Source organism: Parafrankia sp. BMG5.11, from assembly GCF_004337455.1.
In genome coordinates this window covers 1-26,189 of sequence record NZ_SJXI01000051.1, presented here as the reverse complement: position 1 = coordinate 26,189, position 26,189 = coordinate 1, and the positions used below count along the sequence as shown (strand labels likewise).

The window sequence follows — 26,189 nt, the reverse complement described above, 5'->3', positions numbered from 1 at the left end:
TCACGAGGCACTGCTCACGAGACGCCCGCTCACGAGACGCCCGCGGACGGGCCCCACGACCTACGACTTACAGCTCGTTTCGCAAAGATCGGCCAGGAGTGGGAGTCGTGTCGGGACCCGGGTCGGGGTGGCCGGCTGGCGCCCCCCGCGGAACAGGACCCAGACCGAGGCCCGGTACCTCCTCCCCGAGCCGGTTATGCACCCTGAGTCTCCGCCATCGGGTGATGTGCGGCGGGTGAGAGAGTCCTGGCTGCCCCTCACCCGCCACGGTTCCGCGCCGCCGTGCATAGCGGCCGGCCCGGTACGCATACCTGTCGGGCCCGGACCGTGCCGGGGACCCGATGATCCCCGCGCATCCCGCACCCAGCACCCCGCACCCCGCGCACCCGGACACGGCCGCCACGGACCACGGCCGATCATGATTTCCCTGGGGGCGCTCGAACCGGACACGACACCCCGTGGTCGATCAATCTTTGCGAAACGGGCTGTTATGCACCCCGGTTCCCCACGACGCGAGGGAACATCAGGTCAGGGTGCCGTGCCGCCACCGGTACCAGCGGCGGGCGGGACCAGCTCACGCCGCAGCTGAGCGACCTCGGCACGCCAGCGCCGCACCGCGGCTTCCTTGATCTCCGCATAGCCCTTGACCACCTGGACGGACTCGGCGGCCTGGACCAGCGTCTCGTAGGAGACGCCGGACCCGGCCGGCACCGGCCGCACAAGCTCGGTGATCAGCGCCTCGTACTCGGCGATCACCGCGCGCTCGGTGCGGCGGTCGGGGTCGTAGCCGAAGACGTCGAAGGGCGTCCCGCGCAGCCGCTTCATCGCCCGCAGGCCGTGGAAGGCGACGGCGTAGGGCCGGCCCATCGGGAGCTTCCTCGACACGCCCAGCCGGCGCAGCGCGGGTGGATGGAGGTGGTAGGTCACCTTGTACGGGCCGTCGATGCCGAGGCCACGCGCGACCTCGTCGTAGTCCGTCTTCAGGTGCAGCCGGGCGACCTCGTACTCGTCCTTGTAGGTCAGGATCTTGTGCCAGGAGTCGGTGACCGCCCGGGTGAACTCCCATCCGCTGGCCTCGTCGTCCCGCGCGGACGCCTGCTCGACCAGGCCGAGGAAGCGCCGCGCCAGCGAGTCGCCCGAGTAGTCGATCACCTGGGCGGCCCGGCGGACCAGCAGGTCACGCAGCGCCGGGGGCAGCGGGCGCTCGGCGACGAGCGCCGCCGCGCGGGTCAGCGCCGCCGGTGACGGGTCGGTGAGGCCGGGCCGCCGACCCGGCTCCGGACCGGCGCCGGAGGCCTCCGCGCCCGCCGACCCGGTGGCCACCGACCCGGCGCCCGCGGGCCCGGCGCCCGCGGGCCCGGCGAGGCTGGCCTCGACGGCCGCCGGGTCGTGCGCGGCCCAGCGGCCCCATTCGAAGGCCTCCCGGTTCTTCGCCGCGGCCCTGCCCTGCCGGCGCATCGCGTGCTCGACGTCGTCCAGCGTGAACGGCAGCCCGCCGAGCTGGAAGGCGGCGCCGAGCAGGACGACGTTGCCGAGGAGCTGGTCGGCGAACACCTGCTCGGCGATCTGCCGCCCGGCGATGAAGGCGACCCGCTCGGGGCCGACCCGGTCGGTGATCGCCCTGCGCAGATCCTCGTCGGCGGGCGCGGTCGCGCCGCCCTGGAGCATCGACGTGGTCGGGATCAGCTCGGTCTCGACGACCGCCACGGTGTGGCCGGGGCGGACCCGTTCCAGCTGGGGCCCGCCGGCGGCCTGCAGGATGTCGCCGGAGAGGTAGAGGTCGGCCCCGCCGGGGCCGACCGTCGCCGAGCCGATCTCGGCCCTGGTCGCCGCCAGGTGCAGGTGGGAGACCACGGCCCCGGCCTTCTGCGACAGGCCGGTCTGGTCCACGCCGCCGACGATGAGCCCGGCCGACTCGGCCGCGGCCGCGAGGATCCGGCTGGCGGTGATGATGCCCGTCCCGCCGATGCCGGTGACGTAGATGCCGTACTGGCCGTCGACACCCGGGTTGGCGGGCGCCGGCAGGGTGCCGGCGGGCAGGGCCGGCCGCACCGACTCGCCCGTCCCGGCGGACGCACCCGCGGCCTGCTCGGCACTCGCCCTGCGGGCCCGGCGCTTCGCCGGGGACCTCGTCCACGGCCAGGTCCGCGACCGGGGCTGCACGGTGACGAAGGACGGGCAGTCGCCGTCCAGGCAGGTGTAGTCGCGGTTGCAGGAAAGGTCGTCGATGCGCCGCTTCACACCGAGCTCGGTCTCCACCGGGAGCACCGACAGGCAGTTGCTCTTGGTGCCGCAGTCGCCGCACCCCTCGCAGACGGCCTCGTTGATGACGACCCGCCGGGGCGGCTCGGGCAGCAGCCCGCGCTTGCGCAGCCGCCGCGACTCCGCCGCGCAGCGCTGGTCGTAGATGATCACGCTGACGCCGGCCACGCCCCGCAGTTCCTCCTGCACCTCCGGGAGGTGGTCCCGCCCGAGCACCCTGACGCCCGGTGCCCAGCGGGCGCGACGGCCGTAGCGCTTCGGGTCCTCGGCGCACACCACGATGCGGCGCACGCCCTCGGCCTCCAGCGCCCGGGTCATCGCCGGGACGTCCATCAGGCCGACGACGTCCTGACCGCCCGTCATGGCGACCGCGGTGTTGTACAGGATCTTGAACGTGACGGCGACGCCGGCGGCGACGCTCGCCCGGATCGCCAGGATGCCGGAGTGGCTCAGCGTGCCGTCGCCGAGGTTCTGGATGAGGTGCGGCTCGTCGACAAACGGCGCCAGCCCGATCCAGGGCACGCCCTCGGCGCCCATCGGGGTGGGCGGCAGGCTGGTCATGCCCTGGTGCCGGGTCTCGAAGTACATGATCCCGTGACACCCGACGCCGCCGCCGACGAGGGCACCGTCCGGGAAGACCGTCGAGCGGTTGTGCGGGCAGCCGCTGCAGAAGCCCGGCGGCCGGGACGGCAGCGCGAGCAGCGGCAGCGACATCCGCCGCGGCTCGTCGCGCCGGCCGGCGGCGAGTGCCGGGCGGACCCGGGTCAGCGCCTTGCCGACCGCGGCCGGGTCCAGCTCGCCGACCGTCGACAGCAGCGCGCGCCCGTCCAGGTCCTTCTTGCCCGCGACGGGGACCATGATCCCCGCCTGGTGCAGGATCGACCGCAGCTGCGTCTCGATGAACGGCCGCTTCTCCTCGACGACGAGGATCTCCTCGACCGACCGGGCGAACTCGACGACGGTGCTCTCGACCACCGGGTACGTCATCGCGAGCTTGAGCACGCGGACGCCGGCGGCGGCGAGATCGGCGGGGCGGACACCGAGATCGGAGAACGCCTGGACCACGTCGAAGTAGGTCTTGCCGGCGCACACGATGCCCAGCGGCGCGCCCGCCTGGGCGCCGACCACCCGGTCGAGGCCGTTGTGCCGGACGTAGGCCTGCGCGGCGCGCAGCCGGTGGTCGACGACGAGCGCCTCCTGGCCGGGCACCGCGTGCGGGCCGACCTTGGCCTGCGGCCGGTGCCGCCACGGCAGGCCCTCGACCAGGATGTCCTCCGGTTCCTCCGGAGTGTGCCGGTCGAGATCGAGGTCGACGCTGCCGATGCCGTCCGCCACCGCGGTGACGATCTTCATCCCGACCCAGGATCCGCAGTACCGGGACAGCCGGTAGGCGTGCACGCCCAGGTCGAGGACCTCCTGCTGGTCACCGGGGAACAGCACCGGGATACAGGCGTCCTCGAACGTGTACTGGCTGTCGCAGGGCAGGGTGGACGACTTGGCGGTCGGGTCGTCGCCGCAGAACATGACGACGCCGCCGTTCGGGCCGGCGCCCATGGCGTTGGCGTGCCTGAGGACGTCCCCGCACCGGTCGAGCCCCGGGGTCTTGCCGTACCAGGCGCCGACGACGCCGTCGACGCCGGCGTAGCCGCTGACCGCGCCCATCTGGCTGCCCCACACGACGGCGGCGCCGAGCTCCTCGTTCAGCCCCGGCCGGTGCAGGATGCGGTGCTCGGCCAGCTTGTCGCCGAGCTTGTCCAGGGTCAGGTCGAACGTGCCCAGGGGCGAACCCGGGTAGCCCGACACCATCGTCCCGGTGGTCAGGCCGTCCTTGGCATCCAGCCGCTCACGCACGACGAGCAGGCGCGCCAGGGTCTCGACTCCGGAGAGCAGCGCCGCAGCGGCCGGGGCGGGCACCGGGGCCTCGACCGCGGGCGGATCAGCGACGGGCGGGCCGTCCAGCGGGGGCGCCTCGATCACGTCGCCGGACGCCGCCCGCTCGCCGGTGGCCCCGATCATGGGAACATCCGCGGGTTGACGTAGGCGAACCGCCCGCCCTTGAGGACCGTGCGGCGGCGGTCGGGATCCTGCAGCACGGTGATGTCGGCGAGCGGGTCGCCATCGACGATCAGCAGGTCGGCGAGGTAGCCCGCGCGGACCTGGCCGACGTCCAGGCCCACCAGCGGGCCCATGTTCCGGGTCGCGGTGTTGATCGCCTCCTGCGGTGACATGCCGACCAGCTCCACGTAACGCTGCAGCTCGGCCGCGTAGGTGCCGTGTTTTGTCCACTGGTGGCCGAAGTCGCCGCCGGCCAGGATGCGGATGCCCGCCTCCCGCAGCTGGCGGATGCCCTCGACCTGGGCGTGGAACTCCTTCTCGTAGCCCGAGCGCTCGATCTTCTCCGGGGTGACGCCCCAGGGCTCGGCGTGGCCGCTGACCATCGCGTACAGGTAGTGCAGGCCGGGGCACACCCAGACGTCGTCCCGGCGCGCCTCGAGCTCGTGCACCGCCTTGTCGTCAAGGAAGCAGGCGTGGTGGATGGCCCGGACCCCGTTGCGCGCCGCCATCGCGACGCTGTCCGACCCGCGGGCGTGAACCGTGATGAACGCCCCGTACCGGTCGGCCTCGTCTACGGCCGCGGACAGCATCTCGTCGTTCATGTAGAGGTCGTCGGAGGGGTACTCGGGGACGATGCCGTCCCCGGAGACGAACAGTTTCAGCGCCCGGACGCCGGTGTCGCACTGGCGGGCGACGACCTCGCGGATGTCCCGGGCGTCGGAGACGACCGAGGTCATCCCGGTGTCCGCGCTGATCGCGCCCCGCTCGGTGATCATCGTGCCGCTCGGGATGACCCGCGGGCCGGGGATGAGGCCCCGCTCGATCGCGTCCCTGGTGCGCACGTCGTCGAACGGCTGGGAGACCCCTGCCCCGACGACGAGCGTGTAGCCGCTCTCCAGGAACGTCCGGGCCACGGCGGCGACGTCGAGCGCGTGCGGCGCGGCCGGCGCGTTGGCGACGGAGACGTGGTCGAAGACGAAGTCGAGCGGCCAGCTCATGTGCACGTGCGCGTCTCCCAGGCCGGGTAAGACGGCCGCCCCGTGCAGGTCGACGACGCGGGCCGCACCGGAGTCGATCTCGATGCGCCCCGCCGCCACCCGCGCGATCCGGTCGCCCTCGATCAGGAGGTCGCCGTCGGCGATGACGTCCGACCCGGAGTCGGTGCCGGGAGCGGAGCAGGTGATTATCTTCGCGTTCCTGATCAGAGTGCGCTCGGTCATGTTCGCGTTCCCTCCCGACACGTCGGCGGTGAGTCCGCCGACCCCGGCGGCGAACCCCGTTCCGAGGGTCACCCGCGGTCGCCCCTCTGCGCCACCTTCAGACGACCGCCGCTAAATGATCACGGTCCGGGTGCCCTCGGCACGGTCGAGCAGCGCGATGCCCTCGTTGATGTCGTCCAGCCGGATCCGGTTGGACACCATGCCGCCGAGGTCGAGCCGGCCGGTCTCGGCCAGCCGGATGAACCTCGGCATGTCGCGCAGGATCTGGGCGCCGCCCACCACGGACCCGGCGAGACGCTTGCCGGAGAAGATCGCAGAGATGGCCGGCAGGGTCAGGGTCGCGCTCGTGGACGGCATGCCGACCAGCGTGACCGCCCCCTGCTTACGTGCCATGTCGAAGGCCTGCACCATCAGGTTGGGCAGACCGACGACCTCGAAGCTGAAGTCCACCCCGCGCCCCTCGGTCAGCGCGCGCACCTGCTCGACCGGGTCGGCCTCCGCCGGGTCGACCACGTGGGTCGCGCCGACTCGCAGGCTGGCCTCACGGCGGGCGGGCACGAGGTCGATGCCGATGATGGTGGCCGCGCCGGAGATGCGCGCGCCCTGGATCACCGACTGCCCGACCCCGCCACAGCCGATCACCGCGACGGACGAGCCGGGGGTCACGCCGGCGGTGATGAGCGCCGCGCCGAGCCCGGTGGTCACCCCGCAGCCGAGCAGCGCCAGCTCCTCGTCGGCCAGGTCGGTGTTGGTCGGCACGACCGAGGCCTCGTCGACCACCATCGCCTCGGCGAACGTGCCGCAGCCGCACACGGCGGCCGCCGTGCGGCCGTCGGCCAGCTTGAACCGCGGCGCCGCCTTGACCGGCCCGCCGAGCTCGCAGTGGTTGGACATGCCGTTGACGCACCACCAGCAGGTGCCGCAGGCCGGCGACACGGCGGCGAGCACCCGCTGGCCCACCTTCACCCGGCGGACCTCGGAGCCCACCTCCTCGACCACACCGCACGCCTCGTGACCGGGAACGATCGGAAGCGGCAGGGGCGAGTGCCCGTTGATGACGTGGAGGTCGGTGTGGCAGATACCGCTCGCGGCGATGCGCACGAGCACATCCCGCGGGCCCACGGCGGGCTGGTCGAGATCCTCGACGACCAGCGGCTTCTCGGCCTCGTACGCGACAGCGACCCGCACTGGCGATCCTCCCATCAGCACCGCCGGCCCAGGGACCGTGAGGGGGCCGCGCGCAACGCCGAGGGTATTTCAGTAACCGCTCACTCCACAAGAGGTCCACCAGCAGCTCTGTTCTGCATTGCGATCAGCCCCGCACGAGGCAGGTAAGTATGTGAGCACCCTGTTAGCATGGCGCCCTACGGATCCGTCCCATGGCGTGCCGGGCCCGGCGCGACGACGTCGATCGTGAGGTTTTCGTGGGATCGTTGGATGGCCGCGTAGCAATCGTCACCGGCGCCAGTCGCGGTATCGGGTCGCGCATTGCCGCGCGCCTGGCCGCGGAAGGAGCGGCGGTCGCTCTGGTCGCGCGCACGGTCGACGCCGGTACTTCCCGGCTGCCAGGCTCGATCACCGAAGTGATCGAGAACATCAAGGCCGGCGGCGGTCACGCCGTCGCCATTCCCGCCGATCTCACCGCGCCCGACGATGTCGAGACGATCATCGAACGTGCGGAGGCAGCCGTCGGCCCGGCGGACATTCTGGTCAACAACGCCGGAGTCAATTTCTACGGACCTGCGCTCGACATCCCGCCGCGCCGTTACGGGCTGATGTTCCAGATGATGGTCCACACCCCGTTCCGGCTCTGCCAGCTCGTGGTTCCCGGGATGGTCAGCCGCGGGCAGGGCTGGATCGTGAACATCACGTCCAAGCAGGCCCGGCACCCGATCGGCCCGCCCTACCCGGAGTGGGCCAGCGACGGGTGCGTCCCCTACGGCATGTGCAAGGCCGCGCTGGACCGCCTGACCACCGGCCTGGCCGCGGAGCTCGAGGGCACCGGGGTGGCGGTGAACGCGCTCGGGACGTCCGGGCTGGTCATGACGCCCGGTGTCGCCGCCGTCTCGCCGCACACTCCGGACAACGCCCCGGTGGAACCGGACGAGGCCATGGCCGACGCGGCCCTGCTGCTGTGCAGCGGGAACCCCGCGGAGCTGACCGGGCGGATCACCTACAGCATGGAATACCTTGGCAGGCCGTTCCCGGACGGGCCGTGGGCCCTGTCCGCCACGTTCTGACCAGCGACCACAACCTGATCAGAGAACACCACTGATCAGAGACCACCACGCTTTCCGACCGGCCCGGCGGCAGGGCTGCCGCCGGGCCACGAGTGAAGGAGGACCCGTGCGTATCGAGGTCGACCCGGACCGGTGCGAGGGGCACGCTCGCTGCTGGGACATCAGCCCCAGCGTCTTCGAGCTGGACGAGCAGGGCCACGGGACGGTCATCCTGCCGGAGGTCCCGGCGGAGCTGGCCGAGCAGGCGGCGGACGCCGCCCGCAACTGCCCGGAGCGTGCGATCACCGTCAGCGACTGAGGTCGCCAGACCGGAGATGCCCGCCGGCACGTGATGTGCCGGCGGGCTTCTTCGGGTCTGCGCGGACCGCGGTCCCGGCCGGTGTCCGCCTCAGCTGGCGTCGAGCGTCCCCATCAGCAGATGGGTGTCCTGCTGGAAGACACGGATCTCGCGGACCAGTCCGCCCGTCACCGTGAACAGCTCGACCACGTCCACCGTCGCCGAACGGCCGGTGGACTTCGCCGTCCAGGTCTGGGTGGTCTGCTGGACGACCAGCTCACCGCACCCGACGATCCTGGGTGGGCTGATGACGCGGCTCCAGTACCTGCCGAACTCGGCGCCCATCCGCTGCGCGCCGGCGTGGCCCTCGTACCAGCCGCCGTGCGGCAGGGACGCCGGCTGCTGCATCCGGATCTCCGGGTCGAACAGCGCGAACGCGCCGTCCATGTCCGCGGAGAGGAACCGCCGCGCCAGCTCCTCGACGAGCGCGGCGGAGTCCCTGGGGGCGAACTCCGACTCGGTCGCCTTCTCCTCAATCGCCTTGTCCTCGGCGCCCACGTCACTTCCCAGCCGGGGCGGACTCGCCGGCCTGCGCGGCCCTGCGCTCCCGGTACGCCTGGATCGTCTCGGTGAAACCGTGGTGCAGGTGCTGCGGAGCCGGCTCGTTACGCCCGAACACCACCGTGTCGACGATCCCGGCCCGGATGCCGGGCTCCGTGCGGCCGGCGACCCAGAAGTCCTCGCCGTCCACCACCGTCTCGCAGATCCACGGCGCCATGTCGACGGCCTTGGCCCGCTCCTCGGGGGACAGCCCGGGACGCAGGTAGACCGAGTGCAGGACCCGCGACGTGCTGCTGTCGACGGGCAGGATCTGCCACAGCTCGACGTGCCGGCTGTCGAAAGTCAGGCAGGTGTTGGGGAACAGCGAGTACTGCGGGCTGAAGTGCTGTGTGACGTCGCCCCACTCGCTCTCCGGGGTGTCCCGCAGCGCGTCGATGGAACGCAGCGCCGAGGCGTTGCGCAGGTGCCGCCCGAGCGGGTCGAAGGTCAGCACCCCTCCGTAGGCGTAGGTGCGCAGCGTCTTCCGGTGCAGATAGTTGAAGTGGTAGTTCTCCCGGAAGGTGTCGAGGGTGACCTTCCAGTTCGCGGCGACCTCGTGCGGGTGCGGCTCGCTGTGCTGCTCCCAGTCGGCGAAGTCCAGCATCTCGAGCTCGCCCGCGAGCTCCGGGCCGAGGTAGTCGTCGATGTCGAGCGGCTGGCCGGGGCGCAGCCGCCCGACGATGAGCCCGTAGCCCTCGGCGACCGGGAGCTCCACAAGGCCCTTGTCCTCCAGGCACATCCCCTCGAAGTACTCCGACGAGGGCACCCCGACCAGCCTGCCCTCGTTGTCGTAGCTCCAGGAGTGGAACGGACAGCTGAACCGCGCGGCCTTGCCCGCGCCGTCGACGAGCCGCACGCCGCGGTGGCGGCAGACGTTCGTCAGTGCCCGGACCTGGCCCCTGGCGTCCCTGGTCAGCAGGATCGGCGTCCCGAGGATGTCGACCGTCCGGTAGGAGTCCGGCCCGACGAGAGCGCCCGAAAGGCCCAGCACGAGCGGCTGGTCGAGGAAGAGCGCCTCGGCCTCCTCGCGGTAGTGCTCGGCCGAGTAGATGTCCGTGGACACCTCGAGGACCGACTCGGCCTGGTCGGTGGTCCGGTTCTCGACGTGCTCGATCAGCCGGCGCACCAGCTCGTGGTCAAAAGCCTCTCTGTCCACGGTCACTCCCATCGTTCTGAAAGATTCTCCGCGGGTGCTGAATCCCGTGACCGGAACGAGGCCGCGGTCGTGATGATTCCAGCCGGTGCCGCCAGCCGGTACCGGCCAGCCGGCGACTCCCGTCCGGGAGACGCCGACCGAGCTCACAGCGTGATGGTCGCCGGGTCAGCAGGCGTGAAGTTGTAGACGCGGGCCGCGTTCCCGATCGTGATCTTGTGCTGGACCTCGTCGGAAAGGTGCCCGAGCCAGCCGCCGGCCAGCTTCACGGTGTCCGGCCAGGTGGAGTCCGAGTGCGGGTAGTCGCACTCGAGCATCACATTGTCCTCACCGATGATGTCGAGCAGGCGGACGCCGGCCTGGTCCTCGATGAAGGTGCCGAAAACGTGGTCGGCGAAGAGCTGGCGAATGTTGGTGTCGAGGTTGAACTTCGCCTCGCCCTTGGCCTCGCCGCGCTCGTGGGAGGCGTTCATGTCGATATCGAACCGCGACGCCCAGAACCGCTGCTTGTCGATGACCTGCTCAGCCCGCTCCAGGAAGTACGGAATCCAGCCGATCGAGCCCTCGGAAAGAGCGATCTTGAGGTTCGGGAACCGGTCGAAAATGCCACTGAAAAGCCAGTCCAGCAACGTGCCGGCCTGGTTCGCCGCCGCCGAGTAGGCCATGAAGGCCAGCGTCGGCATGTCCGGCGAGGTGCGGATCAGGTTGGACGACGACCCGACGTGCATCGAGATCACGTAGCCGGTCTCGTCGCAGGCCTCGAACATCGGCTCCCAGAAGTCGGTGTGGATCGACGGGAGACCGAGCTTGGTCGGGTTCTCCGAGAAGGCGATCGAGCGGCCGCCGCGGGCCGCCGTCCGCCGGATCTCGGCCGCCGCGGCCACCGGGTCCCACAGCGGAATGATCATCATGGGGATGAAGCGGCCGGGGTAGGCCGCGCCGAACTCCTCCAGGATGAAGTCGTTCCACGCCTGGACGCAGAGCAGCCCGAGCTCCTTGTCCTTGGCCTCGTGGAAGACCTGGCCGCAGTACCGCGGGAACGACGGGAACAGGATCGACGACAGCACGTTGCCCTGGTTCATGTCGGCCACCCGGGCCGCGGGCTCGTAGCAGCCGGGGCGCATGTCCTCGTACGAGATCGGCTCCGGCGAGAACTCCTCGCGGGTCTTGCCCGCCACGGCGTTCAGGCCGGTGGTGACGATCTGGCGGTCCTCGTAGACCCAGAACTCCGACTTACCGTCCCGCACGATGCGGGGCCCGGTGTCGCGCCAGCGCTGTGGCAGGCGCTCCTGCCACAGCCGCGCCGGCTCGATGAGGTGGTCGTCGACCGAAATGAACCAGCTGAACGACACAAGTCCTCCCTGACTTCGGCGCAAGAAAGCGAACGCTCACGTATATGGTAGCTCAGCGCGCAGCCGGAGCACCAGTGAAGCCGCCGGGCTGGTCGACGAACGGTCCGCTACCTGCGCCAACGCCGCGGGCGGGCCCGGCGGCGAGCCCGGCCGGCGCGGGGACCAGCCCGCCGGCCGGGCCGCCAGGCCCGCCAGTCCGCCTACTCGGTGGGCGGTCTACTCGGTGAGCGGGTCGTCCGCCGGCTCGGCGAACCGCGCGGCGAGACGGGCACGGTGCGCGGCGGGCGCGCCGAACAGCGCCCGGCCCAGCAGCGCCCGCTTGAGGTAGACGTGGACGCCGCCCTCCCAGGTGTACCCGATGCCGCCGTGAAGCTGCATGGCCCGGCCGGCGACGTCGACGGCCGCGACACAGACGTAGGACTTCGCCCGCGACACGGCCACCCCGGCCTGCGGGTCGTCGGACGCCACCGCGGCCACCCCCGCCGCCAGCAGCTCCCGGCCCACCGAGATCCGCACGAACATGTCGGCGCAGGCGTGCTTCACCGCCTGGAACGACCCGATCGGACGTCCGAACTGCCGCCGGGTGCCGGCGTAGTCGACGGTGGCCTCGAGCATCGCCTCGGCCAGGCCGAGGCAGTCGCAGGCCACGGCCAGCGCCGCGCGGTCCAGCAGGCGACGGACGGACTCCTGCGGGTCCGTTCCGAACTGCCACACCGACCCGGCGTCGACCACCGCGCCGTCCACGGTGACGGTGCCCAGGCTGCGGGTCTCGTCGACGACCGGCTGCCCGGTGACGGTGACCCCGGGGTCGTCCGGGCGGACCCGCACCACCACGGGCACGCCCGTCGGGTCGAGGGCCACCAGGAGCAGCTGGTCGGCCTCGGCCGCGTCGAGCACGAAGCCGGCGGTGCCGTCGACCCGCGCCCCCCCGCCGGCACCGGGCGCGTCGCCGGGCGTCGCCGGGCGGACGTGGAACGGGATGGTGACGTCGTCACCGGCCGGCAGCGCGACGGCGAGGCGCTGCTCGCCGGCGGCCACCGCGGCCAGCAGTTCGTCCCGGCCGGCGCCGGGCTCGAGCAGGCGCAGCGCGCCGACCCCGAGCACGGCCGAGCCGAGGTAGCCGCTGCTGGCGGCGGCCCGGCCGATCTCGTGCAGCACGACCGCGACCTCGGCGAAGGTCGCGCCGGCGCCGTCGAGCTCCTCGGGCACCTCCAGCCCCAGCCAGCCCGAGCCGGCCAGCAGCGACCAGTCGACCGGGACGGGCGCCTCGTCGTCGCCGGTGCGGCCGGTGGTCTTGCGGAGCATGTCGCGCGCCACGTCACGCAGCTCGCGGTGCAGCTCGCGCAGGTCGTCCACATCCTGCGGCGTGCTCGCGCCCACGGCGCCCACGGCGCCCGCCGGGCCCGCGGTGCCCGGACCGGCGCTCATGCCGGCACCACCGGCTCACGGGGCAGGCCGAGCCCGCGCTCACCGATGATCGTGCGCTGGATCTCGCTCGTGCCGCCGGGGATCGTCCACTCCCAGGAACCGATGAAGTCCAGCACCCAGGCCCCCGACTCCCAGCCGCTGGACGCCGGCTTGCGCAGCTCGGTGTGCGCCGGCAGCCCGGCGACCTCGACCGCGAAGTCCATCGTCCGCTGGAGCAGCTCGCTGTAGTAGAGCTTGACGACCGAGGCGTCCGCCGGGCCGGCGGTGCCGGCCTCGTGCCGCTCGACCAGCCCCAGACACAGCGCCCGCAGGCCGGCGATCTCGGTCTCCAGCTCGGCGAGGCGGTCCTGCACCCGGGGATCGTCGACGAGCCGCCCCCCGCCGGGTGCCGGCCCCCGGCACGCCTCGACCAGCCAGCGGAACCCGGCGTTGCCCAGCCGTTCGGCCAGTTCGAGCATCGTCATCCCCCGCTCGGCGCTGAGCGTCGCCTGGGCCACCTGCCAGCCCTGGTTCACCGGGCCGACCAGGTTCTCGGCCGGGATCACCACCCCGTTGAGGAAGATCTCGCAGAAGTGCGACTCGCCGGCCGCGTTGCGCACCGGACGGACGTCCAGCCCGGGTGAGCGCATGTCCATCAGGAAGTAGGAGATCCCGCGCCGTTTGGGCGCGGCGGGATCGGTGCGGGCCAGCAGCAGGCACCAGTCGGCGTGCGCGGCGCCGCTGGCCCACAGCTTCTGCCCGTCGACGACGAAGCCGTCACCCTCGCGACGCGCGGTGGTGCGCAGGCCGGCCAGGTCGGATCCGGCCTCGGGCTCGGAGAAGCCCTGCACCCAGATCTCGCCGTCGAGGATCGCGGGCAGGTGCCGCGCCCGCTGCTCGTCGGTGCCCGCGGCGAGCAGCGTCGAGGCGGCATGGTGGATGGAGACGAAGCCGAGCACCAGTCGCGGCGCGTCGTGGGCCGCGAGCTCCTGGTACAGCACCACCTGCTGGGCGGCCGGCATGCCGCCGCCCCACTCGGCGGGCCAGTGCGGGACGGCGTAGCCGCCCGTACGCAGCTCCTGGAACCAGGCCTGCTGGAAGGCCACGAACTCGGCGTCGCCGGCGACCGTCTGCGCGCGCCGCCAGTCGGCCGGCACGTGCTCCCGGCACCAGCGGCGGACCTCGGCGCGGAACTCCGCCAGGTCCTCGGTGGACGTGTTCATCGCGGCTGCCCCTCCTCACCGAAACCCGCGGCGGAACCCGCGCCGGCACGGGCGGCGGCTCCCGCGGGCCCGGCGAACGGGCCGGACAGGCCCGCCCGGCCGATCCGGCGGGTCAGGTGGTCGCGGGTGGCCGACAGGCTGAGCGGATGGCGGCGCACGGGCTGGCTGTAGCGGGAGATCCAGGACAGCGTGGTCTCGTCGCAGAAGCCCATCGCGCCGTGCAGCTGATGGGTCACCCGGAACACCAGGTCGGCCGCCTCCAGGGCGGCGTGCCGCAGCGCGAGCGCGTCCTCGACGGCGTCACCGTGGCCGGCCTGGACGCTCCACAGCGCGAACTTGGCCAGCTCCTCGACCCCGACCCGCTCGACCTCGGCGTCGGTCAGCTGGAACTGCACGCCCTGGAACCGGGCCAGCGGCTGGCCGAACTGCTGGCGGGCGAGGACGTGCGCCCGGGTCAGGTCGAGCGCCCGGTCGAGCATGCCGAGCAGCGTCCAGCACGGCAGCACCAGCGCGAGCGCGGCGTCCGCGCGGCCGTCGGCGGTGCCATCCTCCGTGCCGGTCCCGGTCCCGGTGGACGTCGCGACCGGCTCGGGGTCGAGCTCGGCGACGAACGCGCCGTAGCGGGGCCCCTCCGCCGGCGGGCGGGCGGTGGCCACGCCGCGGCGACCGTCCAGGGTGACCGTCGACCAGCGCTGGCCGAGCCCGGCGACCGCGGCCGCCGGGGTCGGGCCGGTGCCGACGCCGGCTCCGGTCCCGGCGGCGAGGACCAGGCCGGCCGTGGAGCCGTCCGCCGGCCGGCACAGCCGCTCGGCCAGCGGGTAGGGCAGCACCCACCAGCCGGCGGCCCGGCACAGCGCGGCCGCGGCCTCCAGTTCGTCGCCGCCGGCGCGCGGGTCGAGCTCCCAGGCGCCGATCTCGTCCAGCAGCGGCTCGATCAGGCCGGCCCGCTTCTCCGGCTCCCGCTCGGCGGCCTGGACGAGCTCGTCGCCGCCGGCCGCCTCGAAGGCGCGCAGGGCCGTCCGGCCGTACTCGGCGGCCTCGTCGCTCAGCTCGGTGTTCATGTCCGTGCTCGTGGCCGCGCCCAGGACGGCGGTCATGACGCCGCCAGCAGGGCGCGCGCCATCAGGATCCGCTGCATCTCCACGCTGCCCGAGGCCACGGTGGCCGACACCGAGTAGCGCCGGTGGTCGGCGACCGCGCGGCGGAACCGGCGGCCCGCCTCGTCGGGCAGGGACGCCTCGGCGACGATGTCCATGAGCACCTCCGCGCTCTCCTGGTCCAGCCGGGTCACCGCGATCCGGTAGGCGGCCGAGTCGTCGGGCCTGATCCGGCCGCTGGCCTGCAGTGCCACGACGCGGTAGGCGAGCAGCCGGGCCCGGCGGGCGTGCACGAGCATCCGGGCCCAGCGGCCGCGCAGCTCCTCGGGGAGCTTCTCCCACTGGTCACCGAGGGCGGTGGGAGCCTCGTGCAGCAGCCGCTCGACCCGGGCGTAGCGGGCGATACCCACCCGTTCGAAGGCCAGCACCTCCTGGACGAGCGACCAGCCCTCGTCCACGGTGCCGAGGACGTCCGCCTCGGTCACCCGCAGCTCGTCGAAGAACACCTCGTTGAGGTGATGTGGACCGATCATGCTGGCGATGGGACGGACCTCGATCGCGGGGTCGGACATCGGCACCAGGAAGACCGTGAGGCCCTGCTGCCGGCGGGCGCCCTTGGACGTCCGGGCCAGCAGGAAGCACCACTGCGCCATCGTGGCGTAGGAGGTCCAGACCTTCTGGCCGGTGACCCGCCAGCCGTCGCCGTCGCGGCGGGCGGTGGTGCGCAGGGAGGCGAGGTCGGAGCCCGCCTCGGGCTCGCTGAAGCCCTGGCACCAGATGACCTCGCCGCGGGAGATCGGAGGCAGGTGGCGGGCCTGCTGCTCGGCCGTGCCGTGCCGCATGATCGTCGGGCCGACCCAGTTGACGCCCATGTACTGCGCGCCGCGCGGCTCGTGCAGGGCCCACATCTCCTCGCGGACGGCCATCTGCTCCCACGGCGACGACTCGCGCCCGCCGAACTCACGGGGCCAGGCCATGCACAGCAGGCCGCGCTCCGCGAGGGTCCGGCAGAACGCCTGGGCGACCTCGAGGTCAGCGGGGTCGGCGGTGAAGGCACCGAGGAAGTCGGGTGGCACGTGCTCACGGACCAGCTGACGAAGCTCCCGGCGCAGGGTCGCCACGCCCTCGCCCATCTCGTACTCCATGGACCGGAAAAGTAGTCCGAATCGCGTCAACCTTCAATACTTATAAGGATAACGAGCGGTATGCTCGCGGGGTGTCGATCAGCCGCCGCGGGCGCGTCTCGCAGGTTCGGATCGCCGAGACCGTCGCCGCGGCCCTGCGTGCGCGCATCCTCGCCGGCGACGGGACGGACGGATACCAGCTCCCGACCCAGGACCAGCTCGTCCAGGAGTTCGGGGTGAGCTATCCGTCCGTGCGGGAGGCCATCCGGATCCTGGAGACCGAGGGCCTGGTCACCGTGCGGCGCGGCAAGGTCGGCGGCGCCGAGGTGCACCGCCCCGACGAGGCGTCCGCCGCCTACCATCTCGGGCTCGCGCTGCAGGCCGGCCGGGTCACGCTGGGCGACCTGGCCACCGGGCTGCAGACCTTCGAGCCGCTGTGCGCCGCACAGTGCGCGGCGGCGCCGGACCGGCACGAGCGGATCGTCCCCGTGCTGCGGGCGAACGTCGAGGCCACGGCCGGGTTCGTGGGCACCGGCAGCGCGTTCACGCACGCCGCCCGCGAGTTCCACGAACTCGTCGTCGCGCTCACCCCGAACGCCACGATCCGCCACATCGTGAGCAGCCTGGTGGCGCTGTGGTCCGCCCAGGAACAGGCCTGGGCGGAGTCGGCCGCCAGCAGGGGCGCGTACCCCGCCGAAGTCGAGGCCGAGCAGGTCGTCCGCACGCACCGGCGGATCCTCACCGAGATCACGGCCGGCCGCGCGCCGGCGGCCGAGCGCATCACCCGCGCCCACCTCACCGCCTCACAGGCCTACCTCCTCGACCGGTTCGACGACAGCGTGGTCACCGTCACCGACGCGAGGTCCCGGCAGACGTACGCCGTCCCGAACCCCATCTGGCGCGTCTAGCCCGGGCGGTACGGCGCGCCCGGGCCAGCACGTCGAGCGTGGGCGGTCAGCGGGCCGTCCAGCCGCCGTCCACCGCGATGGTCTGGCCGGTCACGTACCGGCCCGCGTCGCTGACCAGCCACAGGACCGCGCCTAGGAAGTCCTCCACCCGGCCGTCGCCGGGCAGTGGGGTGTTCCGCCGCAGCCAGTTCTGGCCACTCTCGGTGTCGTAGAGGCTGTCGGTGATCTCGCTGCGGAAGAAGCCCGGGGCGATGGTGTTGACCCGGATCTCGTGCCGCGCCCACTGGACGGCCAGCTCGGAGGTGAGCCCGGACAGCCCCGCCTTGCTGGCCGCGTACGACGCCTGCGGGATGCCGGGGACACCGACGATGCCGCTGATCGACGAGATGTTGACCACCGCGCCCCGCCCGGCCGCCTTCATGTGCGGGAACACCGCCTGGCTGAGCCGGAGCGGAGCCACCAGGTTCAGCGCCAGGGTCCGGTTGATGGCGTCGAGCGGCTCGCTCTCGGCGCGTTCCTCGGTGAGGCGGGCACCGGCGGCGTTCACCAGGATCTCCGGCCCGCCGAGCTCGGCGGCGACCTGCGGCACCACGGCGTCGACCTGCTCCGGGTCGAGCAGGTCGGCGCCGACGGCCAGGCCGCCCAGCTCCTCCGCGAGCGCGAGGAGCCGGTCGCGGCGGCGCGCCACCACGGCCACCCGGGCACCGGCGGCGGCCAGCGCCCGCGCGATGCCCGCACCGAGGCCGGACGACGCCCCGGTCACCACCGCGACCCGGTCCTTGAGGGCGAACAAGTCGAACAACCCGAACTGATCGGGAACCGCTGTCATGCGGTCACGATCCGTCCCGGACGCTCCTCGGTCAACTCATCGCCCTCGATCAGGACACGGCCGTTGACGAGGGTGTAGTCGTAGCCCCGCGCCCGCTGGACGAACCGGTTCGCGCCGTGCGGGAAGTCCGCGAGCATTTCGGGGGTGTCCAGGTCGAGGCGATCCAGATCGATCACGTTGACGTCGGCGAAGGCGCCGGGCGTGAGGACGCCCCGGTCGGCGAGGCCGAACAGCTCGGCCCCCTCGGCGCTCAGCTTGCGCACCGCCGTGCCGACGTCCAGCAGGCCCTTGTCGCGCACCCAGTGCCGCAGCAGGAAGGTGGGCTGGCCCGCGTCCATGGTGAGGGCCACGTGCGCGCCGGCGTCCCCGACCCCGACGACGACGTCCGGGTTGGTGATCATCGCGGCGACGGCGTCGAGGTCCTGGTTGAGCACCGGGTAGTAGAGCAGCCCGCGGCCGTCGGTCTCCAGGGTGCAGGCGAGGAACGCCGCCGCCGGGCTGACCCCGCGGCGAGCCGCCTCGGCCGCCAGGCTGTTACCCGGGTCGACGTCGTACCGCGCCGGGCCGGGCGGGAGCAGGTACAGCTTCGACGGGTCCTTCGGCGCCAGCGGGCCCGACAGCTCGACCGGGTTCTCCGCCTCCTCGACCAGCGCGCGGCGCACCTCGGCGTCGCGGAGCGCCGCCAGCCGCTCCGCCCACGGCTGCTCCATGAACTTCGCCCAGCCCGGCAGCGCGTCGTACGGCGTGCGGCCGACGAGCCCGTAGAGGATGCCGCTGCCCCGGGCCGCGGTCTGCGGACGCAGGTCGGCGCCGCGGCCGCGGGCGGCGGCCACCTCGTCCATCACCCAGGACCACAGGCCGGGCCGGCGGTCGCTCTGCATGATCGCGAAGGTGAGCGGGCGCCCCGAGGCGCGGCTCACCTCCTCCATCCAGGCCAGCTCGGCGACGGAGTTCTGCCGCTCCGGTCCGTCCCGCTCGCCGATGCGGGGGACGACCTCGATCGTGCCGCGCCCGCGCGAGGCGAGGGCCCCGGCGATCGCGGCGAGCTCCGCCTGCAGGGCGTAGGTGCCCGGGACGGCGCGGCCGTCCGGCACGGTGTGCATGAAGCTGCGGGACGTCGAGAAGCCGAGGGCGCCGCCGTCGATCGCCTCGCCGACGACCGCCGCCATCTTCGCGATGTCCTCGTCGGTGGCGGGGGCCTCGTCCAGGCCACGTGGGCCCATGACGTAGTAGCGCAGCGCGCAGTGGCCGATCATGCCGCCGACGTTGACGCCGAGCTGCCGGCGGCCGAGCGCCTTCAGGTAGTCGCCGTAGCTCTCCCAGCTCCAGTCGATCCCGTCCATGATCGTGTCGGCCGGGATGTCCTCGACGGACTCCATCATCTCGGCGAGGTAGCGCTGCTCGCCGGGCCGCACGGGCGCGAACGTGACGCCGCAGTTGCCCAGGACGATGCTGGTCACGCCGTGCCACGAGGACGGGCTGGCCACCGGGTCCCAGAAGAGCTGCGCGTCGAGGTGGGTGTGGATGTCGACGAATCCCGGGGTCACCAGGCGCCCGCGGGCGTCGATCCGGCGGCGGCCGGGTTCGCTCACCTCACCGACCGCGGTGATCCGCTCCCCGTCGATCGCCACGTCCGCGCGACGGGGCGGCGAACCCGTCCCGTCGACCACCTCGCCGCCATAGATCACGATGTCGTGCATGGCATCCGTTCCTCCGGTCCGCCGGACGGGCGGTCGACTGATGAGTAAGCCCTCATTCATCAAAAATGCTAGGGAGGCTGGCCGTGTCCCGTCAAGCGGCACGGACGCCGCTCGTGGATCGCCGGAGCCGGGCACCCGCCGCCTACGACCCGCAGCCCGCATGATCTACGATCGCCGAGCTGCGCCCGCCAGGCGGTGACACGGACAACAATGTCACGGACGACAGTGACGCACATGACACCGAAATCGCGAGGGTGCGGCGTTTCTCGGAGCCGGTGATTCCCCCAGCTGAAGTAGTGTACGTTCATTCACTAGCTGTGGTACTAGGCGTGCCGGGAGGAACCATGGCCGAGCAGGTAGCCCACTCCCCCGACGCCACCGGGTCACAACGGCCTCGGCGGCTCACCGCCGAGGCCCGCAAGCGCTCGATCCTCAAGGCCGCCCGCCAGGCCTTCATCGAGACGGGCGACATGAACGGCACGACCATCAAGGCGATCGCCGAGCGTGGCGGAATCAGCGAAGGCGTGATCTACCGCCATTTCGAGAGCAAGGACCAGCTCTTCTACGAGGCCGTGGTCGAGCCGCTGCGCGAGGCCGTGGACGAGCTCGTCGCCGCGACCGAGGTCGTCGATCTCGAGGAGCCGCTGACCCCCGAGCGGCAGCTGCAGACGATGAACGGCCTCTACCGCCAGCTCATCTCCACCCTGGAGGAAGTCCTCCCGCTGCTGGGCCTGGTGCTCTTCGGCGATCCGAAGGTCGGCCGGCGGTTCTACCGCAAGCACTTCGCGGTCGCGATGGACCGGCTCGCCGATGCCTGGCGCGACGTCGAGGACCGCTACGGATTCGAGTTCGAGTCGCCCGACCTCTCCGCCCGCGCGGTGATGGGCATCGCCCTCGTCCTGGCCATGGAGAGCCGCCACAACGACCTGTTCAACCGCGATCGGGCGGTCGCCCTGATCAGCGAGAGCACGATCAAGGGCTTCTTCCCCGTCATCGAGCCCTCCCGCCGCCGGCGCTGACCCCACCCGGCCGGTCGCCCCACCCTGCCGGTCGCCCCACCTCCCAGCTGACGCCTGCGCCCGCTGCGGTGTCAGCGCCGAAGTGAGCTGTGTGTGTGCGATCAAGAGGATGGCTGAGCCAACTCGCTTCACTCGCCGGCCCCCGAGCGCCGGCCCCCCGAGCGCCGGCGGACGGTCGGATGCCGGCCGGCCGCGCCAGCCCGGAATACCTGTGAGGGCACGGCCACCCCGGCTCGTCGAATCGCTCTGGCCAGCACCTGGCCCGACGATCTGGCACGTTGGTAGCAAGTAAGCACTCACATGGTTGATAAGGTCGACGACCAGTGCGGACCACACCAACGAAGATCAATTCAAGCTAGCGAGCACTCGCTCATGGTGTTAGGCTCCGCCGAGAGTCACCCCCAGGGAGGCACTGTGCGTGACCGGCTGATGTACAGGGATGCGTTCTATATCAACGGCACCTGGGCCGCGCCGGCCGGCTCCGGGACTCTGAACGTGGTGTCGCCCTCGACCGAAGAGATCGTGGGCGCGTTACCCGAAGCCACCCGCGAGGACATGGACAGGGCGGTCCGCGCCGCGCGCGACGCCTTCGAGAACGGCCCCTGGCCACGGATGTCCGCGGCCGAGCGAGCCGACATCCTCGCCCGGGCCGCCGAGGCCCTGCGCAAGCACGAAACCGAGATCGCCCAGGTCACCACCGACGAGATGGGCTGCGCGACCAGCCAGGCCAAGGCCGCCCAGACCGGCCTGGTCGCCCCCGTCTTCGAGTACTACAGCGAGCTGGCCCGCAGCTACGAGTTCGAGCGGACCGTGCTGGCCGGTGACCGCGGCGCCCTGGTGACGCAGGAACCGGTCGGCGTGGTCGCCGCGATCGTTCCCTGGAACGCGCCGGTCACGCTGGCCGCGTGGAAGGCCGCTCCGGCGCTGGCCGCCGGCTGCACGGTCGTCCTCAAGCCGGCGCCCGAGGCCCCGCTGAGCAACTTCATCCTCGCCGACGCGATGGACGAGGCGGGTGTGCCGCCCGGCGTGGTCAACGTCGTCCCCGGCGGCCGCGAGGTCGGCGAGTACCTGGTCACCCACCCGGACGTCGCCAAGGTCGCGTTCACCGGGTCGACGGCTGCCGGCCAGCGGATCATGAGTCTGTGCGGCGAGGCCGTCCGGCGGGTCTCCCTCGAGCTGGGCGGCAAGTCGGCCTCGATCCTGGTCGACGACGCCGACTTCGACACCGTCGTCCCGACTGTCGTGCGCGGCGGCATGCACCTCTCCGGCCAGGTCTGCGGTGCGCACACCCGCGTCCTGGTGCCGCGGTCGCGCTACGAGAAGGTGCTCGAGATCGCCGCCGCGGCCGCCGCGGGCGTCTCGGTCGGCGACCCGCACGACCCCTCCGTCTTCGTCGGCCCCCTGGTCGCCGAGCGGCAGCGGACGCGGGTCGAGGGCTACATCGAGGGCGCGGTGCGCGACGGCGCCCGCGTGGTCGCCGGCGGCGTCCGCCCGGAGCACCTGCCGCGGGGCTGGTACGTCGCCCCGACCATCATCGGCGACGTCGACAACAACATGCGGATCGCCCGGGAGGAGATCTTCGGGCCGGTCCTCTGCTTCCTCCCCTACGACGACCTCGACGACGCCGTCCGCATCGCGAACGACTCCCAGTACGGGCTGTCCGGCGGTGTGTGGTCGGCCGACCCGGCACGCGGCGTGGAGGTCGCCCGGCGCATCCGCACCGGCAGCGTGGCCGTCAACGGCGCCTATCCGCCGTTCCCGCTGGTGCCCTTCGGTGGGTTCAAGCAGTCCGGTCTCGGCCGTGAGCTCGGCCCCGAGGGCCTGGCCGGCTTCCTGGAGACCCGCAGCATCGGGCTTCCCGCCGCGCTCGTGACGGCGTCCCAGCCGACCCCGTGACACCGGGTGCGGGAAACGTCTCCTGACGGGGACAGCGCGGCTTAGCATCCACCTCGTCCGGGATACCGACGCCTTCCGCCGCGGAGAACCGTCCCGGGCAGCCGCCAACGACACCGGGAGGATCGCGTGCCGAAGGGCATTCTGGTCGTGCAGACCCGTCCCGTCTCCGCCGAGCGCGAGGACGAGTACAACAAGTGGTATTCCGAGGAGCACGTGCCCGACATCCTCAAGATCCCCGGTTTTGTGGGCGCGCGCCGTTACCGGGTTCGCGACACCGCCGACGTGACGGCCGATCCGGGGACGCTCGAGTACATAACCATTTACGAGATCGAGGCTGACGACCTCGCCACGCCGCTGCAGGACCTGCGCGCCTCGTCGAACGCCGGCCGCGTCCGGCGCAGCAGCTCGCTGCAGACCGACCCGCCGCCGATCCGGACCTTCTACGAGCTCATCGACTAGCACGGCGGGACGGCCCTGGTGCCGGGCACCAGGGCCGGGCACCTACCCGAGGCCACCGAACCAACCCCGCCACTGACCCGCCACAAAGAGGAGAACCGGTGTCGACACTCACGCCCCCCGACGCGGTGGCGCTCCCGTTCCTCGGCGGCGGGCCACGGCGGTTGCTGATCGGCGGAGAATGGAGCGAGGCGGCCTCCGGCCGGACCTTTCCCAGCATCAACCCGTCCACCGGCGAGACGCTGACCGAACTGGCCGAGGGCGGCACCGAGGACGTCAACCGGGCCGTCGCCGCGGCGCGCGCGGCCTTCGAGGGCCCGTGGCGGCGCATGCTCCCCAGTGAGCGGCAGGACCTGATCTGGGCGTTCGCGGACGCGGTCACGGCCCACCAGGAGGAGCTGAAGCTGCTCGAGGCGCTCGACATGGGCGCGCCGATCGGGCGCCGCCGCCCCGGGACGAAGCCGGGCTCGTCCTGGGAGGCCGGCGTCCTGCGCTACTTCGCCGGCTGGGTTACCAAGATCCACGGGGAGACCATCCCCAACTCGATCCCGCGCCAGGTCCTCAGCTACACGCTCAAGGAGCCGATCGGGGTGGTAGCCGCGATCGTGCCCTGGAACCGGCCGGTCAGCAACGCCATCTGGAAGATCGCGCCCGTGCTGGCGGCGGGATGCACGATGGTGCTCAAGCCCGCCGAGGAGGCCAGCCTCGCCGCGCTGCGGCTCGGTGAGCTGCTCACCGAGGTCGGGATCCCGCCCGGCGTGGTGAACATCGTGACCGGCCCCGGGGAGACGGCCGGCGCGGCCCTGTCTGCGCATCCGGACGTCGACAAGGTGGCCTTCACCGGGTCCACGACGACCGGGCAGCACATCGTGCGGGCGGCGGCCGGCAACCTGAAGCGGGTCTCCCTGGAGCTGGGCGGCAAGTCGCCCGATGTGGTCTTCGCCGACGCGGACCTGGATCGGGCCGTGCCCGGCGCGGCGATGGCAGTGTTCACGAACTCCGGCCAGATCTGCTGCGCGGGAACCCGCATCTTCGTAGAGCGGTCGATCCACGACGAGTTCGTCGAGCGGATCGCCACGTTCGCCGCGAACCTGCAGGTCGGCAACAGCCTCGACCCGAAGACCAGGATCGGGCCGCTGGTCTCGGCCGAGCAGCTCGAGCGCGTCGTCGGCTACCTCGACCTCTCCAGGGAGGAGGGCGCGCGGGCCGCCGCCGGCGGTGCCCGCATCGAGACCGACGACCTGGCCCGGGGCTACTTCGTCGCGCCGACCGTCCTCACCGACGTGCACGACGAGATGCGGGTGGTGCGAGAGGAGATCTTCGGCCCGGTCGCCTGCGTGCTGCCCTTCGACTCGATCGAAGAGGTGACGGCCCGCTCCAACGACACCGAGTTCGGCCTGGCCGGCGGGGTGTGGACACGGGACATCGGCAAGGCCCACCGGATGGCGCGCGACCTGCGGGCCGGAACGGTGTGGGTGAACAACTTCAACCTCATGGACCCGGCCGTTCCCTTCGGTGGATACAAGGCCAGCGGCTGGGGCCGGGAGATGGGGCACCAGGCGCTCGACGAGTACCTCAACGTCAAGTCGGTCTGGATCGACACAGCCTGATCCGGGCGGCCGGGTGCGGGCGCCCTGGCGGAAACGAACACAACTACCCGTGAACGTCTCGGAGAAAGTGAGGACCAGATGCCCACGCCTGCCGCCGCCCCGATGCCCGACGAATGGTGCCTGAAGGACTTCGACCACCTCTCGCATGACCTGGCGGCCGTCTTTCCCGAGACGATGGACCGGATGCGGACCTTATGCCCGGTCACGCACACCGGGCAGCACGGCGGCTTCTGGGTGGTGACGAAGTACGGGGACGTCCTCAACGTCGCCCAGGACTGGGAGTCGTTCAGCTCCGCCTACGGGCTGGCGATCCCGCCGAGCACGACGCACGTCCGCAACATCCCGGTGGAGGTCGACCCGCCGGAGCAGCGCGTCTACAAGAAGCTGGTGAACTCGCACTTCACGCCGAAAGCGATCGCGGGCTGGGAGGCCCCGGCACGCGCGCTCGTCACCGACCTCATCGACGAGTTCATCGAGCGCGGCGAGTGCGAGTTCATGGACGACTTCGCCCGCCCGTTCCCGAGCCTGTCGTTCTTCAAGTTCGCGTTGGACGCCCCCACCGAGGACCTCGACAAGGTCTCCTTCCTCGCCTCCAAGGCCTCCATTCCGAACGACCCGATCGGTAAGGAGTGCTGGGCCGGTCTCTCCGAGTGGATCAACGGTTTCGTCGAGCAGCGGCGGCAGCGCCCGCCCCGCGGTGACGTCGTCGACGCCCTCCTCAAGGCGGAGTTCGAGGGCCGCCCGCTGACCCAGAAGGAGATCGTCGGCATCGTCCAGCTCCTCATCCTGGGTGGGCTCGAGACGACGGCCGGGGCGCTCGGTCTGATGCTGCTGCGTTTCAGCCGGCAGCCGGAGATCCCCGCCTACCTGCGCTCGCATCCTGAGCGGATTCCCGCCGGGGTGGAGGAGCTGCTGCGGCTCGACGGGCCGTTCATCGCGATCGCCCGGACCGCCACCCGGGACATCGAGCTCGACGGCAAGCAGATCAGCAAGGGCGACCGGGTCCTCATCTACTGGGCCTCCGCCAACCACGACGACGCCGAGTTCCCGAACCCGAAGACCTTCGACATCGACCGCTCGCCGAACCGCCATCTCGCGTTCGGCGCCGGGCCGCACCGCTGCCTCGGCTCGAACGTCGCCCGGCTGAACATGCGGATCGCCCTCGAGGAGCTGCTTCGGCGGATGCACGACATCCGCCTCCGCGAGGATGCCGACATCCACTTCCACTCGACCCTCACCCGGGCGCCCCTGCACGTCCCCATCACCTTCACCCCCGGCCCCCGTTCCGCGCCGGTCGGCTGACCCGGGCACCGGAGCCGCCGGCCGGTTGATCAGGGACGCGCGCTCCGCACGGTCTCCCGGACGGGTTCGCTGCCGGGGCCTGTCCGCACACCATCGCCACGAACACCAGTGCGATCCGGCTCTGCGAGTCGCTCGGGTTCACCCGCCGGGCCCGCCCAGTTGGCCGCCTGGTTGGGTCGAGCAGGGATACCGGCGCGAGCGCGCCATGTCCGGACCACCCCGGCACAGCCCCGCCAGACCGCCCCACCACACCGCGAAGATCAGAAACAGACCACACGCGGTACACGCCGCCAAGATCCACAGCGAGCACTCAAGAGCGCACCGCACTCGATGCTGGAATTCCGGGGCCTGGGTTTGGGTGTGGTGGGGGTCGGAATGGTGGCTGTGTGTCGTGGGGTATTTTCCGCCCCGAGGCGGTGTTGCCTGATGGTTCATCACCACCCCCTCCCGCCGTGCCAG

At 72.1% G+C, this 26,189-nt stretch carries 20 protein-coding genes; 8 read left to right on the top strand and 12 right to left on the bottom strand.

Annotated features, from left to right (window positions below):
* Window positions 1-528 precede the first annotated feature (528 nt).
* The 3 genes from E0504_RS30505 to E0504_RS30495 all read right to left on the bottom strand — a co-directional run bounded on the left by E0504_RS30505 (window position 529) and on the right by E0504_RS30495 (window position 6,725).
* Entirely contained in the window at window positions 529-4,278 is a 3,750-nt protein-coding gene (locus E0504_RS30505) for an indolepyruvate ferredoxin oxidoreductase family protein (RefSeq protein ID WP_131626283.1), read from the bottom strand.
* Window positions 4,275-5,537, bottom strand: coding sequence for an amidohydrolase family protein (locus E0504_RS30500; protein ID WP_112109110.1), 1,263 nt, complete (start codon window positions 5,535-5,537; stop codon window positions 4,275-4,277). Before E0504_RS30500 ends, E0504_RS30505 begins: the two co-directional genes overlap by 4 nt.
* A gap of 111 nt (window positions 5,538-5,648) precedes the next feature.
* Window positions 5,649-6,725, bottom strand: a complete 1,077-nt coding sequence (locus E0504_RS30495; protein ID WP_112109060.1) for a Zn-dependent alcohol dehydrogenase — start codon at window positions 6,723-6,725, stop codon at window positions 5,649-5,651.
* 236 nt (window positions 6,726-6,961) lie between these two features.
* On the opposite strand from E0504_RS30495, the gene E0504_RS30490 reads away from it, so the two are divergent.
* A complete protein-coding gene (locus E0504_RS30490; protein WP_112109109.1) occupies window positions 6,962-7,777 on the top strand; it encodes an SDR family NAD(P)-dependent oxidoreductase in 816 nt (271 codons plus the stop codon).
* Window positions 7,778-7,883: 106 nt separating this feature from the next.
* Complete coding sequence (locus tag E0504_RS30485; protein WP_020464245.1) at window positions 7,884-8,075, top strand: ferredoxin; 192 nt, start codon at window positions 7,884-7,886, stop codon at window positions 8,073-8,075.
* 90 nt (window positions 8,076-8,165) lie between these two features.
* Here the strand turns inward: E0504_RS30485 and E0504_RS30480 are convergent, their stop codons facing one another.
* The 7 genes from E0504_RS30480 to E0504_RS30450 all read right to left on the bottom strand — a co-directional run bounded on the left by E0504_RS30480 (window position 8,166) and on the right by E0504_RS30450 (window position 16,031).
* Complete coding sequence (locus E0504_RS30480) at window positions 8,166-8,612, bottom strand: nuclear transport factor 2 family protein (RefSeq protein ID WP_235014968.1); 447 nt, start codon at window positions 8,610-8,612, stop codon at window positions 8,166-8,168.
* 1 nt (window position 8,613) lies between these two features.
* The gene (locus tag E0504_RS30475; protein ID WP_131626293.1) at window positions 8,614-9,810 is read right to left on the bottom strand and encodes an SRPBCC family protein; all 1,197 of its coding nucleotides are present in this window, start codon (window positions 9,808-9,810) and stop codon (window positions 8,614-8,616) included.
* 143 nt (window positions 9,811-9,953) lie between these two features.
* On the bottom strand, window positions 9,954-11,159 hold the full coding sequence (locus E0504_RS30470) for an amidohydrolase family protein (protein WP_112109059.1): 1,206 nt from the start codon (window positions 11,157-11,159) through the stop codon (window positions 9,954-9,956).
* 216 nt (window positions 11,160-11,375) lie between these two features.
* Window positions 11,376-12,587, bottom strand: a complete 1,212-nt coding sequence (locus E0504_RS30465; RefSeq protein ID WP_131626282.1) for an acyl-CoA dehydrogenase family protein — start codon at window positions 12,585-12,587, stop codon at window positions 11,376-11,378.
* The gene (locus tag E0504_RS30460) at window positions 12,584-13,789 is read right to left on the bottom strand and encodes an acyl-CoA dehydrogenase family protein (protein ID WP_020464250.1); all 1,206 of its coding nucleotides are present in this window, start codon (window positions 13,787-13,789) and stop codon (window positions 12,584-12,586) included. The genes E0504_RS30465 and E0504_RS30460 overlap by 4 nt, the downstream gene beginning before the upstream one ends.
* Window positions 13,786-14,886: an acyl-CoA dehydrogenase family protein gene (locus E0504_RS30455; RefSeq protein WP_112109057.1), complete on the bottom strand. Its 1,101-nt coding sequence runs from the start codon at window positions 14,884-14,886 to the stop codon at window positions 13,786-13,788. The genes E0504_RS30460 and E0504_RS30455 overlap by 4 nt, the downstream gene beginning before the upstream one ends.
* Entirely contained in the window at window positions 14,883-16,031 is a 1,149-nt protein-coding gene (locus E0504_RS30450; protein ID WP_112109056.1) for an acyl-CoA dehydrogenase family protein, read from the bottom strand. Before E0504_RS30450 ends, E0504_RS30455 begins: the two co-directional genes overlap by 4 nt.
* Window positions 16,032-16,102: 71 nt before the next feature.
* Here E0504_RS30450 and E0504_RS30445 point away from each other — a divergent pair, with 71 nt between their 5' ends.
* Entirely contained in the window at window positions 16,103-16,918 is an 816-nt protein-coding gene (locus tag E0504_RS30445) for a FadR/GntR family transcriptional regulator (protein ID WP_112109055.1), read from the top strand.
* 46 nt (window positions 16,919-16,964) lie between these two features.
* Here E0504_RS30445 and E0504_RS30440 read toward each other — a convergent pair whose 3' ends face one another.
* Window positions 16,965-17,747 (bottom strand): SDR family NAD(P)-dependent oxidoreductase, encoded by a 783-nt coding sequence (locus E0504_RS30440; RefSeq protein ID WP_112109054.1) that lies wholly within the window; start codon window positions 17,745-17,747, stop codon window positions 16,965-16,967.
* Window positions 17,744-19,447: an amidohydrolase family protein gene (locus E0504_RS30435; protein WP_112109053.1), complete on the bottom strand. Its 1,704-nt coding sequence runs from the start codon at window positions 19,445-19,447 to the stop codon at window positions 17,744-17,746. Before E0504_RS30435 ends, E0504_RS30440 begins: the two co-directional genes overlap by 4 nt.
* A gap of 344 nt (window positions 19,448-19,791) precedes the next feature.
* Between E0504_RS30435 and E0504_RS30430 the strand changes: the two genes are divergently transcribed.
* The 5 genes from E0504_RS30430 (at window position 19,792) to E0504_RS30410 (ending at window position 25,730) form a co-directional block, all read left to right on the top strand.
* The gene (locus E0504_RS30430; RefSeq protein WP_112109052.1) at window positions 19,792-20,466 is read left to right on the top strand and encodes a TetR/AcrR family transcriptional regulator; all 675 of its coding nucleotides are present in this window, start codon (window positions 19,792-19,794) and stop codon (window positions 20,464-20,466) included.
* Window positions 20,467-20,880: 414 nt separating this feature from the next.
* Window positions 20,881-22,362, top strand: a complete 1,482-nt coding sequence (locus E0504_RS30425) for an aldehyde dehydrogenase (protein WP_112109051.1) — start codon at window positions 20,881-20,883, stop codon at window positions 22,360-22,362.
* Between the two features lie 126 nt (window positions 22,363-22,488).
* Window positions 22,489-22,821: a DUF4286 family protein gene (locus E0504_RS30420; RefSeq protein WP_071067129.1), complete on the top strand. Its 333-nt coding sequence runs from the start codon at window positions 22,489-22,491 to the stop codon at window positions 22,819-22,821.
* Between the two features lie 98 nt (window positions 22,822-22,919).
* On the top strand, window positions 22,920-24,428 hold the full coding sequence (locus E0504_RS30415; RefSeq protein ID WP_112109050.1) for an aldehyde dehydrogenase family protein: 1,509 nt from the start codon (window positions 22,920-22,922) through the stop codon (window positions 24,426-24,428).
* A gap of 78 nt (window positions 24,429-24,506) precedes the next feature.
* Window positions 24,507-25,730 (top strand): cytochrome P450, encoded by a 1,224-nt coding sequence (locus tag E0504_RS30410; protein ID WP_112109049.1) that lies wholly within the window; start codon window positions 24,507-24,509, stop codon window positions 25,728-25,730.
* The last annotated feature ends 459 nt before the right edge of the window (window positions 25,731-26,189 follow it).